General features: G+C 63.2%; 11 protein-coding genes. 4 read left to right on the top strand and 7 right to left on the bottom strand.

Features of this window, described 5'->3' with window-relative positions; translation table 11 throughout:
• Positions 1–427: 427 nt before the first annotated feature.
• The 3 genes from AMM33_RS11060 to AMM33_RS11050 all read right to left on the bottom strand — a co-directional run bounded on the left by AMM33_RS11060 (position 428) and on the right by AMM33_RS11050 (position 4,139).
• Positions 428–2,041 carry a DUF4139 domain-containing protein gene (locus AMM33_RS11060; RefSeq protein ID WP_090141273.1) on the bottom strand — a complete coding sequence of 538 codons (1,614 nt, stop codon included), beginning with the start codon at positions 2,039–2,041 and terminating at the stop codon, positions 428–430.
• A 184-nt stretch (positions 2,042–2,225) separates the two neighbouring features.
• A complete protein-coding gene (argH, locus tag AMM33_RS11055) occupies positions 2,226–3,674 on the bottom strand; it encodes an argininosuccinate lyase (RefSeq protein ID WP_090141271.1) in 1,449 nt (482 codons plus the stop codon).
• A gap of 12 nt (positions 3,675–3,686) precedes the next feature.
• The gene (locus AMM33_RS11050) at positions 3,687–4,139 is read right to left on the bottom strand and encodes a DUF1345 domain-containing protein (protein ID WP_228768076.1); all 453 of its coding nucleotides are present in this window, start codon (positions 4,137–4,139) and stop codon (positions 3,687–3,689) included.
• A gap of 258 nt (positions 4,140–4,397) precedes the next feature.
• On the opposite strand from AMM33_RS11050, the gene AMM33_RS11045 reads away from it, so the two are divergent.
• Positions 4,398–4,631, top strand: a complete 234-nt coding sequence (locus tag AMM33_RS11045) for a DUF6429 family protein (RefSeq protein ID WP_369802430.1) — start codon at positions 4,398–4,400, stop codon at positions 4,629–4,631.
• A 163-nt stretch (positions 4,632–4,794) separates the two neighbouring features.
• Here the strand turns inward: AMM33_RS11045 and AMM33_RS11040 are convergent, their stop codons facing one another.
• The 4 genes from AMM33_RS11040 to AMM33_RS11025 are packed head-to-tail and all read right to left on the bottom strand — an operon-like array spanning position 4,795 to position 9,141.
• Positions 4,795–5,601: a sulfite exporter TauE/SafE family protein gene (locus AMM33_RS11040; protein ID WP_194945394.1), complete on the bottom strand. Its 807-nt coding sequence runs from the start codon at positions 5,599–5,601 to the stop codon at positions 4,795–4,797.
• 8 nt (positions 5,602–5,609) lie between these two features.
• Positions 5,610–7,394 (bottom strand): cobaltochelatase CobT-related protein, encoded by a 1,785-nt coding sequence (locus tag AMM33_RS11035; RefSeq protein WP_090141267.1) that lies wholly within the window; start codon positions 7,392–7,394, stop codon positions 5,610–5,612.
• Positions 7,391–8,338: an AAA family ATPase gene (locus AMM33_RS11030; protein WP_090141265.1), complete on the bottom strand. Its 948-nt coding sequence runs from the start codon at positions 8,336–8,338 to the stop codon at positions 7,391–7,393. The genes AMM33_RS11035 and AMM33_RS11030 overlap by 4 nt, the downstream gene beginning before the upstream one ends.
• On the bottom strand, positions 8,335–9,141 hold the full coding sequence (locus tag AMM33_RS11025) for an IclR family transcriptional regulator (RefSeq protein ID WP_090141263.1): 807 nt from the start codon (positions 9,139–9,141) through the stop codon (positions 8,335–8,337). Before AMM33_RS11025 ends, AMM33_RS11030 begins: the two co-directional genes overlap by 4 nt.
• 164 nt (positions 9,142–9,305) lie before the next feature.
• Between AMM33_RS11025 and xsc the strand changes: the two genes are divergently transcribed.
• From xsc to AMM33_RS11010, 3 genes are read left to right on the top strand one after another with little or no spacing between them, the layout of a single operon-like run.
• The gene (xsc, locus tag AMM33_RS11020; protein WP_090141261.1) at positions 9,306–11,126 is read left to right on the top strand and encodes a sulfoacetaldehyde acetyltransferase; all 1,821 of its coding nucleotides are present in this window, start codon (positions 9,306–9,308) and stop codon (positions 11,124–11,126) included.
• 20 nt (positions 11,127–11,146) lie between these two features.
• Positions 11,147–12,433 carry an acetate/propionate family kinase gene (locus tag AMM33_RS11015; RefSeq protein WP_090141337.1) on the top strand — a complete coding sequence of 429 codons (1,287 nt, stop codon included), beginning with the start codon at positions 11,147–11,149 and terminating at the stop codon, positions 12,431–12,433.
• 34 nt (positions 12,434–12,467) lie between these two features.
• Positions 12,468–15,416 carry a molybdopterin oxidoreductase family protein gene (locus AMM33_RS11010; RefSeq protein ID WP_194945398.1) on the top strand — a complete coding sequence of 983 codons (2,949 nt, stop codon included), beginning with the start codon at positions 12,468–12,470 and terminating at the stop codon, positions 15,414–15,416.
• Positions 15,417–15,451: the final 35 nt, after the last annotated feature.

Raw genomic sequence — 15,451 nt, 5'->3', positions numbered from 1 at the left:
TGCTGGGTCCAGCCGACTTTGTCACCCCCGTGGATGAAATTCCGCTGGCAGACGTGTCAAAAGCCCCAGTCTTGCCCTGTTCAGGAAGGGTGTCTGTGTTTACCTGCACGCTGAGGAGCTTCTCTGGACGATGCAAAGGCTGGACATGTCAGCCCATGGACAGGGCCTTGGAATACGAGCTTTGGTTGGCACCTCAGACGCCCCCATGCCGCAACACCATTATTGATCCGGCCCTGTGAAGTTTGCAGGGTGACTTCAACCTTGCACCTTGTGGGCGCTAGCCCTGCTGGCGATCAGACGCTTGTGGAGCACAGTCTTTTCGCCTGGCTGGCAAGCTCCCACAAAATCCTCCCAACGGGCAACACACGGCTCAGACTTCATCGGGCCGAATCTATAGGACTTGCTGCAGGTGTTTTAGCCGTGTCCGTCAACGGTTTTCGCTGATGGGGACGTCTTTGGGGTGGGTGATCAGGTAGTTGGCCTTGAATGTGGCGGTTGCAGAAGCAGGCAGGGTTTTTCTCCAGACCACGATGCCCGTTGCGGGGCGCCAAGGCTGAGGCTCTATCGCCGGATCAAATACGGCTTCAACGCTGATCTGCGCATCAGTGCCCAGGGCGCGCGCCTCCAGGACCTCCAGCTCAATAGGGGTGCGGTGCAGGTTTTGCACTTCATAGTGATGCGATTCACGCCGTTCCTGACGGGTGCTGATGAAGCCCGTGGTTGCGGTTTGTTCGGGGGTCGATTTGACCTGGACGCGCACTTGCTCATCGCGTCCGAAGGGCAGCGTCAGTTGGGCTTCGTTGCCCATGCGCCAGGTGCTTTGGCCGATGGTTTGTTGGCCACGCAACAGCTGGAGTGATCCGTCAGGCCAGACTCCCTCGGGGCGGGCCACTTCGGCCTTGATCCAGGCGCTGGCTTCGGATTTCGGGCTGGTTTGTACCAATATTTTGGCAGGCCAGTTTTGGCGTTCAAGGCTGAAGGCCACACGTTCTTGACCGCTGGCAACATTCACTTTTCCGGGCACCAGAAATTCGGTGGCGTATTCACCTTGCACAATTTCTACAGCAAAGTCCAGAGCAGGGGCTGAGCCGTTGCGCTCAGACAGCGCAGGTGCTGGCGCTGATGCTGGAGCGAGCATCATCACTCGGCCTTCTTGCAACAGCGGGCGGGGTGAAATGATCCAGGCCCGTGGCAAAGGTCCTTGAGGTGCAGAGCGTGGGGAGCCTGTTGACAGCCGCAAGCTCACGCCACGCCAGTCTTCGCCACTGTTTTGGCTGACCTGGGCCAGGCGTTCCATCTGCACGCTGGCATTGGGGCTGTCCAGCGTGGCACGGTAGGCCGGTGCCCATGTCGCGGCTTGCACGGGGTAGCTCAGTCGCAATTCACTGTCTTGTTCGGCATGCAACTGCACGCTCAGTTGCCGAACGTGCGCTTGCGCTTGCTGGCGCTCAAGTTGGCTTTGCAGGGGTTTGAGATCACGTTCCAGTGCTTCGCGTTCACGTACCACGCGAAGCTGTTGCAGACTGGTTGCCAGTCCGCTGCGTTGGACATGCGCCATCATCGTCGTCATGCCCTTTTTGGTTTTACGTGGTGTGACGTTGGTTCCCAAATTTTTGAGATAGTTCAGCACCAGGTCGTGAGAAGCTTCTTCTGCACGCAAAGCGGCAATGCGCTGTTCCAGTGTCGAAATTTGGGTGTCCAGTGGGCTGCGGGCACATGCTGGTGCTTCGGCGCGGGGCAGGTCTACAGCACTGATGGCGCCCAACTTGACGCCGGGGCCCCCCTCGACGCGCAGGGCCGACATGTCAAACGCTGTGCTCAGGCAGGGCAGCACCAGCTGGCGTGAATTGGCCGGCACTTTAGCCACACGCTCAATCACCGCCACACCGGGGTACACGGTCACGTTCTGGATGGTGGAAGGCACCTCGGTCGGCAGCGACTGCGCCCAGCTTGCGCCAGCCAACAACAGCAGCGACAGTTTGCACACCTGACTGGCATGGATACGTACAGCTTGGAGAGCGTGATTGTTTGCAAAGTTCATCTGCCGACCTCTTGGGATATGGGGAGCCGTGGTTTGCACGCATCGTACTTCAACGACAGGGCGATGCAGGCAAGGTCGGACTTTGCGATAGCGCTACTTCCCTGTAGGTCGGTGGCTTCAGCCCCGACATGGGCCTTTGTCGAAGCCCGCATGACAGGCGCTCAAGCTTGCGGCCTGCGGGGTATCAGCCCAAACGGACGCGATGCCGCGCAATCTGCAGATGCACCTGCGCAGGCGCCGTGCCGCCCAAGGTATTGCGGGCGTTCAGCGAGCCTTGCAGGCTGAGTGGCCCGAACACATCGGCTTCGATGCGGCCGTCGAACTTTTGCAGGGTTTCCAGCGGCAGCTCTGACAAGTCCACACCCAGGCCTTGCGCGGTCTTGACCGCGTGGGCCACGACCTCGTGTGCGTCGCGAAACGGCAGGCCTTTTTTCACCAAATAGTCGGCCAAGTCGGTGGCCGTGGCGTAACCTTTTTTCACAGCCGCTTCCATCGCTGCGGCGTTGACGGTGATGCCACCTTCTTTGACGCCCCTGGCGGGGTTGACCTGGCCGCCCACCATTTCGCTGAAGATGCGCAGCGTGTCTTTGAGCGTGTCCACCGTGTCGAACAGCGGCTCTTTGTCTTCCTGGTTGTCCTTGTTGTAGGCCAGGGGCTGGCCTTTCATCAGGGTGATCAGGCCCATCAGGTGGCCAACCACGCGGCCGGTTTTGCCGCGTGCCAGCTCGGGCACGTCGGGGTTTTTCTTCTGCGGCATGATGGACGAGCCGGTGGTGAAGCGGTCGGCAATACGCACAAAACCGAAGTTCTGGCTCATCCACAAAATCAACTCTTCCGAGAAGCGGCTGATGTGCACCATGCACAGGCTGGCCGCAGCGGTGAATTCAATCGCGAAGTCGCGGTCGCTCACGCCGTCCAGGCTGTTTTGGCAGACCTGCGGGTTGCCTGCTTCATCGACCATGCCCAGCGTGCGGGCCACACGCTCGCGGTCCAGCGGGTAGGTGGTGCCGGCCAAGGCGGCGCTGCCCAGGGGCAGGCGGTTGGTGCGGCGGCGCACGTCGACCATGCGCTCGGCATCCCGACTGAACATCTCCACATAAGCCAGCAGGTGGTGCGCAAAACTCACGGGCTGCGCCACTTGCAGGTGGGTGAAGCCGGGCAGGATGACTTCGACGTTTTGCTCGGCCACATCGACCAGCGACTTTTGCAGGTCGGCCAGCAACTCGATGATCAGGTCCATCTCGCTGCGCAACCACAGGCGAACGTCGGTGGCCACTTGGTCGTTGCGGCTGCGGCCGGTGTGCAGTCGCTTGCCTGCGTCGCCCACCAGTTGGGTCAGGCGCGCCTCGATGTTCAGGTGCACGTCTTCCAGGTCGAGCTTCCATTCAAAGGCGCCGGATTCGATCTCTTGCGTGATCTGCGCCATGCCGCGCTGGATGTCGGCCAGGTCGCTGGCACCGATGATGTTTTGCGCGGCCAGCATCTCAGCGTGGGCGAGCGAGCCTTGAATGTCGGCTTGCCACAGGCGCTTGTCAAAGAACACGCTGGCGGTGTAGCGCTTGACCAACTCGCTCATGGGTTCAGAAAAGAGCGCGGACCAGGCTTGGGATTTTTTGTCGAGTTGGTTTGTCATAGGTGGGGGATTTTATCGGGCGCCGGGCAGGCTCCCGGCAGGGCTCACATCAGGCTGGCCGCAATGTTGATGGTCAGGGCCAGCACCGTGGTGTTTGGTGTTGTAAAAGTAAGCCAGCACACAGTGCACCAGCCCCGTGCGGCGCATGGCCTTGGAGGTGAAGGACACATCGGCCGTTTGCCCCGAGGTGCCGATCACCGCCGAAAAGTACAAAAAGTCCCAGTAGTCCGGCATGGGTTCCTGTGGAAAGGTCAAACCGGGTTCGCGCCCGTGGCGCCCGCTCAGGTAGTCGTCCTGGGCGTAATGCATGGCAAACATCAGGTGCATGAATACACAGGAACTGGCCACCGTGGCGCCCGTGAGGCCAATGGGCAGCAGCAGAATGGTCTTTTGGCCTTCGTCTTGGCGGTAAGCCCGCTGGCGCATGTGCGCCACGTCAGACTGCCGCATGACCCACAAGGCCATCAGAAGGTACAGCGCAACAGCGGTGTTCCAGCAAGGCAAAATTCGGGAGGTGATCAGCGTGGGCCAGTGGGGGACAGCGCCAGGTGCAGTGCCACGCCAAACAGGGCGGCACTGACCAGACGGATGTGGGCGTTGAGCTGAAGCATGAACGTGTGCAGGGGGCGTTTCATGGGGGCAATTAGGGCAAACTTCGGGCCTTGCTGCATGTGGACCATGGCAGCAAGCGCACGGACATCAATCAACACAGGAGTCATCAAGATGAACACAGAGCGCATTGACCAAGCGGTGCTGGCATTGCTGCAGTTGGGTTTGCATGACAGCAACAGGTCATGGAAAGGCTTTGATTGGGAGGTGATGGAGAGACTCCATGCCAAGGGTTTTATCTCGAACCCGGTTGGCAAGGCCAAGTCAGTGGTGTTGACCGATGAGGGCTTGCAGGAGTCGGATCGATTGTTTCGGCTGTTGTTCGAATCAGATGACCAAAAGTCCTGAATCACAGTTCTTTGCCTGAGTGCCTCGCGGGCTGTGGCTTAGCAGCTGTGCCCCCAGTGTCCCTGAAGACGGTCCCATGAAGTTTGAGCTGTGTGTTCCAAAGCAGCGCATTGTGGGAGGAGCCAGTGCTGCTGGCGATAAAGCGGGCAGGGGATTGGTGTCCCTATGCCCCGTCGCTGATGACCCGCCCCGCCATCAATGCAGCGATCACCAGCAGCAGCAGCTGCACCAGGCGTCTGAAATGGTCTGCCGAGATGTGGGCGCTTTGGCGGTGTCCGAGCCAGATGCCCAGCAGCATGGCAGGTAGCCAGGCGGCGGACCAAAACGCGGTGGGGCCGCTGATGTCGTGCAGCGAAGTGGGCACGATGGCCAGATGGGCCATGAGGGCCAGGCACAGCAGGGCAAACAGGTCGGTGAACAAGAAAAACACCACCAGGCTGGCACGCATCACCGCCGGGGCCAGGCGAGTCTGGTTGAACACCATGGCCACCGCAATGCCGCCAATGGCGGCCAGCCCGTTGAGCCAGCCACTGAGCATGCTGGTGCCCCATTGCAAGGCTTTGCCAGGTGGGCCTTGAGGCCGCAGGCCTTGCAACTGTGCCAGTGCTATCACCCCAATGACCCCCGCAATCAACAGGCGCAGGGTGTCGGCGGTCAGGCTTTGCTGGGTCAGCACGCCCAGCGGAATAAACACCAAATTACCCACAAGCAGCACGCGCAGCCAGGACCAGTGCACATCGGGCCAACAGGTTTTGAGAAGGCTGATGCTGGCCAGAATTTCTAGCACAAACAGCGCAGGCACCACCTGTGCAGGTGGCAGGAACACCGACAGGCAGCTCACGCACAGGGCCGAAAAGCCAAAGCCTGTCAGCCCCCGCACAAATCCGGCAAACAGCACGACCAGACTGCTGAGCAGCAGGCTCATGGCGTTAGCGTTGTCGGGGAGGGTGAAGGGGTTGAGCAGGTTCATGGTTGAATTCATCGTCTTGGGGGTCGAAAGGCCCCCAGAATTTGTGCGAAGACCCGCTGGCCCTGTAGGTCTGACAGGTCCAGCATGTCGCTGTTTCGATAATAGCCGCTCATGTCCAGGCCCACGCCCAGGGCGGTCAGCTCGATGTGGCCACTGCGCTCGATGCGCTCGGTCACGGCCAGCAGGTGTTGTTCCAGGTACTGCGCTTCGTTGGTTTGCGCGGTGGCGCTGTCGCTGGGGCAGCCGTCCGAGATGACCAGCAAGATGCGCCGAGAGGCCTTTTGCGCCAGCAAGCGTTGCTCGGCCCACAGCAGGGCTTCGCCGTCCAGGCATTCGCGGTACAGCTCGGGTTTGAGCAGGGCCGCCATGTCGCGCCTGGCCAGACGCCAGGCTTTTTCGGCGGGCTTGAAAATGATGTGGCAGCGCTCGTTCAGGCGGCCCGGCGCGGTCGGCTGACCGGCGCGGCGCCAGTCGCGCAGGGCACGCCCACCGCTCCAGGCGCCGGTGGTAAAACCCAACACTTCGCAGGGCACGCCCGCCAAGTCCAGCGCCCGGCTCATCACGTCCACCAGCAAGGCGATGGGCTCGCGTTGCGCCTTCATGCTGCCCGAGCAATCGATCAAAAAGCACACCACCGCATCGGGTACAGGGCGCTGGCGCTCACGCACAAACAGCAGCCGCTGCAGCGGATTGGCCACCAGCTGCGGCAGGCGGCTGCCGTCGATGCGGCCTTCGTCCTGGCCGCTGTCCTGACCCTGCCAGCGCGGCGGGCTCAGCAGCGCCTTGAGCTGGCGCACCAGCGGCTGCAAGGCCACGCCCTGCTGGGCGATGCGCGCATCCAGCTGCGTGCGCAGGGCCTGCCGCTCGGCCTCTCGCACCAAATCGGCCGCTTGCGCCGTGCGGTCGTAGGCGGTGGTGAAGACGGTGTAGCCGCGCAACACCTCGTCCGGGCTCAGGCTGCGGCCCGGTGCGGCGATGGCTGCGTCCTTGTCCTCGCCGCCTTCAAAGTCGATCCACAGCGACAGCCGCTCGCGGGTGGGCTGCACCGGGTTGATGCGCGTGGCCGGGGGCTGCACCTGGCCTGCCACCGTGTGCTGGGCGACGCTGCGGGCAATGTTCAGGGCGTGCTCGCCATAAAGGGCTTGGTCGTGGCGCGTCAGGCGCAGGCCGCGCACATCGTGGCCAATCACTTCGGACAAGGCAAAGCGGGTGGACTCGATCAGGTCCATCAGTGCCTCGGGCACGGCCTCGCCCAGCACCCGCGAACGGCAGATCAGGGCCACGGTGAGCAGCGTGAGGCCCTGCACGGTTTCGGCCAGGTCCGACTGGCCCAGCGCCACGGCCCAGACCTCGAAACGGTGGCGCAGGTTGTGCGCGGCACCGGGCAGGCCCAGCTCGGTGGCCAGTGATTCGACGCGGATTTGCTCCAGCATCTCCACGATCAGCCGCTCCAGCGGCATCAGGGGCTGGCGCTCGCATAGCGCGCGGTGCAGCGCTGCATCGGAATGGCGCAGACGCAGCGCCGCGCCATCGCTGGCGGCGCGAAACGAGCGCCAGTCGTCCTGGCCATGCACCGGGTGCAGATGGGGGGCAAAGTCGGGCAGGCGTAAATTGTTGCGGTACAGGCGGCGCTGGCGGTAATGCAAATCAGCGTCGGCGCTCAGGGCGCGGACGCTGGCGGCGCACAAATCGTCTTGCGCATGCTGCTGGCGCAGCAGGGCTTGCTCGCTCGGGCCGCCCTGGTCTGCGCCCGCGCCCGAGCCAGGCACAGCCGCCAAGCCCGGCTCGCTCATGGCGTGCCCAGCTCCTGGTCAAAGCAGCGCTGGAAATACTCGCCCAGCACCGGGCGTTCGGACTCGTCGCCCTTGTTGATGAAGCTCAGGTGCAGCGCCAGCTGCAGGTCACCAAAAATGTCCAGGTTTTCGGCCCAGCTGATCAGGCTGCGCGGCGACATGAGGGTGGACAGGTCGCCCACCTTGAAGCCCTGGCGCGTGAGGTTGGCAAACTGCACCATGGCCTGCAGCTGCGCCTGGCGGGCCTCGTCGCGCATGGCGGGCACACGGGCGCGCACGATGGCCATTTCCTGCTCGGGCGGCAGGTGGTTCAGCGTGGCCACAATGTTCCAGCGGTCCATCTGCGCCTGGTTGAGCTGCTGGGCGCCGTGGTACAGGCCATTGAGGTTGCCCAGCCCCACCGTGTTGCTGGTGGCAAACAGGCGAAACTGCGGGTGCGGCTTGAGCACCTGGTTTTGGTCGAGCAGGGTGAATTGCCCATCCCGCTCCAGCAGGCGCTGGATCACGAACATGATCTCGGGCCGCCCTGCGTCGTACTCGTCAAAAATCAGCGCCACCGGCCTCTGCAGTGCCCAGGGCACGATGCCGGGCTGAAACTCGGTCACCTGCTGGCCGTCGCGCAGCACCACCGCGTCGCGCCCCACCAAATCGAGGCGGCTCAGGTGCCCGTCGAGGTTGACGCGCACGCAAGGCCAGTTCAGCCGGGCGGCCACTTGTTCAATGTGGGTGGACTTGCCCGTGCCGTGCAGGCCTTGCAGCATGACCCGGCGGTTGTGTTCAAAACCCGCCAGCAGGGCCAGCGTGACTTCGCGGTTGAAGCGGTAATCGGGGTCGATGTCGGGCACATGCTCGGAGCGTTCGCGAAAGGCGGTGACTTTCAGCGGGCTGTCGATGCCAAAGACGCTGCGCACGTCCAGGCGGTTCAGTTCAGGGGGCGTGTTCATGGCATGGCCTCGGTTTCAATGGCGCTGATGGCTTGCGCGGCACGTTGCAGCGCGGGCAAGAGCTGCAGACAGCGCTCGGGCGTCAGGCGCAGCACAGGGGCTTGCACCGCCACACACAGGTTGGAGCTGCCCTGTGCCGAAGGCACCAACACCGCCACGCACATCAGGCCGGGCAAAAATTCTTCGTTGTCCAGGGCAAAGCCCTGGCGCTTGACCTGTTTGAACTCTTGCTCCAGCGTTTGCAGATCGGTCAGGGTTTTGGGGGTGTAGGTGTCCAGCGGCGCATGGGCCAGCAGGCGCTGGCGCTGGGCGGGGCTCATTTGGGACAAAAACACCTTGCCGCTGGCCGAGCAGTGGGCGGGCACCCGCGAGCCCGGGTGCAGGTAAAAGCGCAAGGGGGCCGAGGTTTCCACCCGGTCCAGGTAGATCACCTCGCTGCCGCTCAAGGCCGTCAGGTTGCAGCTCTCGCCCACTTCGTTGACCAGCTGGCGCAGCACGGCGTGGCGTGCGCCGTGGGCGGTGTCGTTGATCAGCAGGTTCTCGGCCAGTTTGCGCAGGCGGTTGCCCGTGCCGTAAAGCCGAGCGTCGGCCGTGCGCTCCAGCAAATGGGCGCTTTCGAGTTGCTGCAGCATGCGGTGCAAGGTGGCCTTGGGCAGACCGGTTTCGTCGGCCAGGTTTTGCAGCGAAAAGTAGCTGCTTTTGCTGGCGATTACCTCCAGCAAGGCAAACAGGCGAAGGGTGGGCGTGTCCCCATTGATCTCAGTGGGGGCCGATGCGGGCAGGGGGACGGAGGCAAGTGACATCGCTGCATCATAGTGGAAAACCCGAAAAATGGAACAAATCACATCGATAAGTGAAATTTAGATTGATTTGAATCAACGAGCTGTCTATAGTCACCCCCAGTTTCGGATTTCGGAACCCTTGGTTTCGATTCTTTGTTTTTTTTCTAGTTTTTCAGGAGCAGCCCATGACCACCCCCCCAAAAACCGACAAACGCACCGTGGCCAGCGGCGTGCAGAAAATGACGCCCTCCGAGGCCTTTGTGGAAACCATGGTCGCCAATGGCGTGACCGACATGTTCGGCATCATGGGCTCGGCCTTCATGGACGCCATGGACATCTTTGCCCCCGCAGGCATCCGATTGATTCCGGTGGTGCACGAGCAGGGCGGGGCGCACATGGCGGATGGCTATGCCCGTGTGAGCGGCCGCCACGGCGTGGTCATAGGCCAGAACGGCCCGGGCATCAGCAACTGCGTCACGGCCATTGCGGCGGCTTATTGGGCGCACAGCCCGGTGGTCATCGTCACCCCCGAAACGGGCACCATGGGCATGGGCCTGGGCGGCTTCCAAGAGGCGCAGCAGCTGCCGATGTTTCAGGAGTTCACCAAATACCAGGGCCATGTGAACAACCCCAAGCGCATGGCCGAGTTCACCGCCCGCTGCTTTGACCGTGCCATCTCGGAAATGGGGCCGACCCAGCTGAACATTCCACGCGACTATTTCTACGGCGAAGTCAACTGCGAAATTCCGCAGCCCATGCGCGTGGAACGTGGCGCGGGCGGTGAAAACAGCCTGAACGCCGCCGTGGAGTTGCTGGCCAATGCCAAATTTCCGGTCATTTTGTCGGGCGGTGGCGTGGTCATGGGTGACGCGGTCAAGGAGTGCGTGGCCCTGGCCGAGCGCCTGGGTTCTCCCGTGGCCAATGGCTACCTGCGCAACGACTCCTTCCCGGCCAGCCACCCGCTGTGGGCCGGCCCGCTGGGCTACCAGGGCTCTAAAGCCGCCATGAAGCTGATCGCCCAGGCCGACGTGGTGGTGGCGCTGGGCTCGCGCATGGGGCCGTTTGGCACCTTGCCGCAGCACGGCATGGACTACTGGCCCAAAGAGGCCAAGATCATCCAGGTCGAAGCCGACCACACCAATTTGGGCCTGGTCAAAAAAATCACCGTGGGCATCCACGGCGACGCCAAGGCCGTGGCCATTGAGCTGCTCAAGCGCCTGTCGGCCCGCACCCTGGCCTGTGATGCCAACAAGGCCGAGCGCGCCGCCAAAATCCAGGCCGAAAAAGACGCCTGGGAAAAGGAACTCGACGCCTGGACCCACGAAAAAGACCCCTTCAGCCTGGACATGATGGAAGAGGCCAAGGGCGAGCGCACCCCCACGGGCGGCAGCTACCTGTCGCCACGCCAGGTGCTGCGCGAGCTGGAAAAAGCCATGCCGCCGCGTGTCATGGTGTCCACCGACATTGGCAACATCAACGCCGTGGCCAACAGCTACCTGCGTTTTGACGAACCGCGCAGCTTTTTTGCGCCCATGAGCTTTGGCAACTGCGGCTATTCGCTGCCCACCATGATCGGTGCCAAGTGCGCCGCGCCCGACCGCCCCGCCGTGGCCTATGCCGGTGACGGCGCTTGGGGCATGAGCATGGTCGAGGTCATGACGGCCGTGCGCCACGACATTCCGGTGACGGCGGTGGTCTTCCACAACCGCCAGTGGGGCGCCGAAAAGAAAAACCAGGTGGACTTCTACAACCGCCGCTTTGTGGCCGGTGAACTGGAAAGCGAAAGCTTTGCGGGCATCGCCCAGGCCATGGGCGCCGAAGGCATTGTGGTGGACCGCCTCGAAGACGTGGGCCCGGCGCTCAAGAAAGCCATTGACCTGCAGATGAACCAGCGCAAGACCTGCGTGATTGAGATCATGTGCAACCGCGAGCTGGGTGACCCCTTCCGCCGCGACGCGCTGGCCAAGCCGATCCGCTTTTTGGACAAGTACAAGGACTACGTCTGAGCACAACTGGGCGCATGACCATGCATGACCATGTGCTCACGCTGAACGCGGGGTCTTCTTCGCTCAAGTTCGCCTTGTTTGCTGTGGCGGATGCATCGGACCATGGGGATGATGCAGCGGGCGATGCACCTGACGCTGCAGCCATCCACGATGTGCCGGTGTACTGGGGCCAGGCCCAGGGCTTGGGGCAAGCCTTGGCGCGGCTGGACATTCAGGGGCCGGGCGGTTTGCAGCACAGCGTGCCGCTGGTGTCGGCCCCAAGCGCTGGTGACAAGCCTGAGTCTTCGGCCCACACCGCAGCTCTGGACAGCATCTTGCAGTGGCTCTCGGTGCACGCCCAAAGCGCCCGGGTGGTGGCGGTGGGCCACCGCATCGTGCACGGCGGCCCCGAGCTGGCTGGGCCTGTGCGGGTGGACGATGCGCTGATCGCCCAGTTGCAGACCCTGGCCCCCCTGGCGCCGCTGCACCAGGTGCACAACCTGGCGGGGGTCCATGCGGCGCGGCAGGCTTTTGCCCAGGTGCCGCAGGTGGCCTGTCCGGACACCGCTTTTCACCGCAGCCAGAGCGAGCTGCACCAGCGCTACGCCTTGCCAGAGGATTGCTTTGAGCAAGGCATACGCCGCTATGGTTTTCATGGCCTGTCTTATGAATCCATCGCCACCCAGTTGCGTCAGGGGCGGCCCGAGCTGGCCCAGCCGGACGCCCGTGTGGTAGTGGCGCACCTGGGCAACGGCGCTTCGCTGTGTGCCCTGCGCGGATTGCGCTCGGTGGCCACGACCATGGGGTTTTCGCCGCTCGATGGGCTGCCCATGGGCACGCGCTGTGGTCGGCTCGATGCCGCCGTGGTGTTGCACCTCTTGGCCCAGGGCCTGGGTGCCGAGGCTATCACCGATCTGCTCTACCGCCAGTCAGGCCTTTTGGGCCTGTCGGGCACCTCCAGCGATGTGCGCAGCCTGACGCAGTCAGACAGCGCCGCAGCACGCATGGCGCTGGACTATTTTGCCGAACACACCCGGCGCGAAATCGCGGGCATGGCCGCTGCCTTGCAGGGTCTGGATGCGCTGGTCTTCACCGGTGGCATTGGCGAAAACGCCCATGCCTTGCGCGGTGAGATCGTGCAGGGCCTGCAATGGCTGGGCTGCGAACTGGACGAGGCGCGCAACCGCCAAAGTGGCCGCCCCAGCCCGGGCGGCACCCTCATCAGCACGCCCACCAGCCGTGTGCCGGTGTATGTGCTGGCCACCAACGAAGAAGCCGTGATTGCCCGCCACACCTGGCGTATGGCGTTCGCCCCAGGAGACTCATGAGATGCTGAAACTGTTTTCTAAGGCCTCTGAACAGATGCCCTTGCAAGACCCCTTGTCCGAGCCCAACCCCACGGCGCAGACCACCGTCAAATGCACCACCTGCTACATGTGCGCTTGCCGCTGCGGCATTCGGGTGCATTTGGTCGAGGGTGACAAAGGCCCCGAGGTGCGTTACATCGACGGCAACCCGGATCACCCGCTCAACCAGGGCGTGATCTGCGCCAAGGGCTCGGCGGGCATCATGAAGCAGTACTCGCCCGCACGCCTGACGCAGCCGCTGCTGCGCAAACCGGGCAGCGAACGCGGGGCGGGCGAGTTTGAGCCCATCTCCTGGGAACGCGCCTTTGACATCCTGAGCGATCGTCTGGCGCACATCCGGGCCACCGACCCGAAAAAGTTTGCGCTGTTCACCGGGCGCGACCAGATGCAGGCCCTCACCGGGCTGTTTGCCCGCCAGTTCGGCACGCCCAACTACGCCGCGCATGGCGGCTTTTGCTCGGTCAACATGGCGGCCGGCATGATCTACAGCGTGGGCGGCAGCTTCTGGGAGTTTGGCGGGCCAGACCTGGAGCGCTCCAAACTGTTTGTGATGCTGGGCACGGCCGAAGACCACCACAGCAACCCCATGAAAACCGCGCTGTCCAAATTCAAGCGCGCAGGCGGTCGCTTCATCTCCATCAACCCGGTGCGCACGGGCTACTCGGCCATTGCTGATGAGTGGATTCCCATCAAGCCCGGCACCGACGGCGCACTGCTCATGGCCTTGCTGCACGAGCTGGTCCGCACCGACACGCTGGACCATGCCTTTCTGAAGCGCTTCACCAATGCGCCGCAACTGGTGGTGCTGGACGAAGGCGAGCGCGAAGGCCTGTTTGCCTTTGATCCCGACCCGGCCAAAGGCCCGCCCGGTGACGGCCGCAACCCGCACAACAAACTGGTGTTTGACCGCACAAGCGGCCGAATTCTGAATGCCTACCCCGAGGGCATTGCCGAAGGCTGCGACCCGGCTTTGGACGCACCGCCCGAAGGCCACTACACCCTGGCCGACGGCACGCGGGTGGTGCCCGCCTTTGCCTTGCTGCGCCAGCGGGTGCAAAGCTGCACGCCCGAATGGGCGCAGGCCATCACCGGCATTGCGGCAGATCGCATTCGCCTGCTGGCACAAGAGTTGGGCCACGCCGCCCTCACGCAGGCCTTTGAGCTGCCCATTCCCTGGACCGACGCTTGGGGCAAAAAACACCCCACCACCCAGGCGCGTCCGCTGGCTTTTCACGCCATGCGCGGTCTTGCCGCGCACTCCAACGGCTTTCAGACGGTGCGCTCGCTGGCCGTGCTCATGAGTCTGTTGGGCACCATCGACGCGCCCGGGGGGTTCAGGCACAAAGCGCCTTACCCGCGCCACATCGTGCCCAACTACCGGGCCTTCAACGACCCGGACATGGTCAAACCCAACACGCCGCTGAACGCCGCGCCGCTGGGCTTTCCGGCCAGCCCTGAAGAGTTGGCTATCCATGCCGACGGTACGCCGATGCGCATCGACCATGCGTTTTCGTGGGAACACCCGCTGTCGGCCCACGGCATGATGCACAACGTCATCACCAACGCGGTCAAGGGCGACCCTTACCGCATCGACACCTTGCTGCTGTTCATGGCCAATATGGCGTGGAACAGCAGCATGAACACCATGGCCGTGCGCGAATCGCTCAACCGCAAGGACGAGCAGGGCGAGTACATGATCCCGTTTTTGGTGGTGTGCGACGCCTTCCAGAGCGAGACGGTGGCCTTTGCCGATCTGGTGCTGCCCGACACCACCTACCTGGAGCGGCACGACACCATGAGCATGCTGGACCGGCCCATCTCCGAGTTTGACGGCCCGGTGGACTCGGTGCGTGTGCCCGTGCTGCAGCCCCTGGGCGAATGCAAGCCGTTTCAGGAGGTGCTGGTGGAGCTGGCTTCGCGCCTGAAGTTTCCGGCCTTCACCACGCCCGAAGGCGGGCGCAAGTTCAAGGGCTACACCGACTTCATCGTGAACTTCGAGCCCCAGCCGGGCATTGGCTTTTTGATGGGCTGGCGCGGCGAAAACGGTGACCAGCACCTGCGCGGCGCGCCCAACCCCAAGCAGTGGGAGGCCTACGCGCAAAACAACTGCGTGTTCCATTACACCCTGCCCGAGAACATGCACTACATGCGCAACTGGAACCGCGACTACCTGGACTTTGCCAAAGACAAAGGCTGGCGTCAGCGCAACGACCCGGTGCAACTGGCCATTTATTCCGACACCCTGCAGTCCTTTCGCCTGGCCGCGCAAGGCAAAACCCAAGGGCGTCAGCCGCCCGAGCATCTGCGCGAGCGCATCAACACCTATTTCGACCCCTTGCCTTTTTGGTATGCACCACTCGAAGACGCAGCGATTGACCTGAAGGCCTTCCCGCTCAACGCCATCACCCAGCGGCCCATGGCCATGTACCACTCGTGGGACTCGCAAAATGCCTGGCTGCGGCAAATCCACAGCCACAACTACCTGCATGTGCACCCCAGCACCGCGCAGGCGGCGGGCGTGGCCGACGGTGGCTGGGCCTGGGTGGAAAGCCATTGGGGCCAGGTGCGCTGCATGCTGCGCTACAGCGAAGCCGTGGAGCCGGGCACCGTCTGGACCTGGAACGCGATTGGCAAAGGCGATGGCGCTTGGCATCTGGCACCCGGCTCGGACGAAGCGCGCAAAGGCTTTTTGCTCAACCACCTGATCTCGGAAGAATTGCCGCTTCCCCAAGGTGCGGGCGCGCCAGCCGGTGCGAAGGTCAGCAACTCCGACCCCATCACCGGCCAGGCGGGCTGGTACGACGTGCGGGTGCGCATCCGCCCAGCCGAGCCTGAAGAGGCGGCCCAGAGTTTTCCGCAAGTGGACACCATGCAGCCCGTGCCCGGTGTGCGCGGTGGAGTGGCCCAGGTGATGCGTTTTTTTGCAGGGAAATCCAAACCATGATCCAGTGGCTCAAAGACCTCATGCAAGGCCATGCT

Origin of the sequence: Limnohabitans sp. DM1, from assembly GCF_001269385.1 — a bacterium.
Taxonomy (GTDB): domain Bacteria; phylum Pseudomonadota; class Gammaproteobacteria; order Burkholderiales; family Burkholderiaceae_C; genus Limnohabitans_A.
The sequence above is the reverse complement of the archived record's forward strand: the minus strand, read 5'-3'. Positions and strand labels throughout refer to the sequence as shown.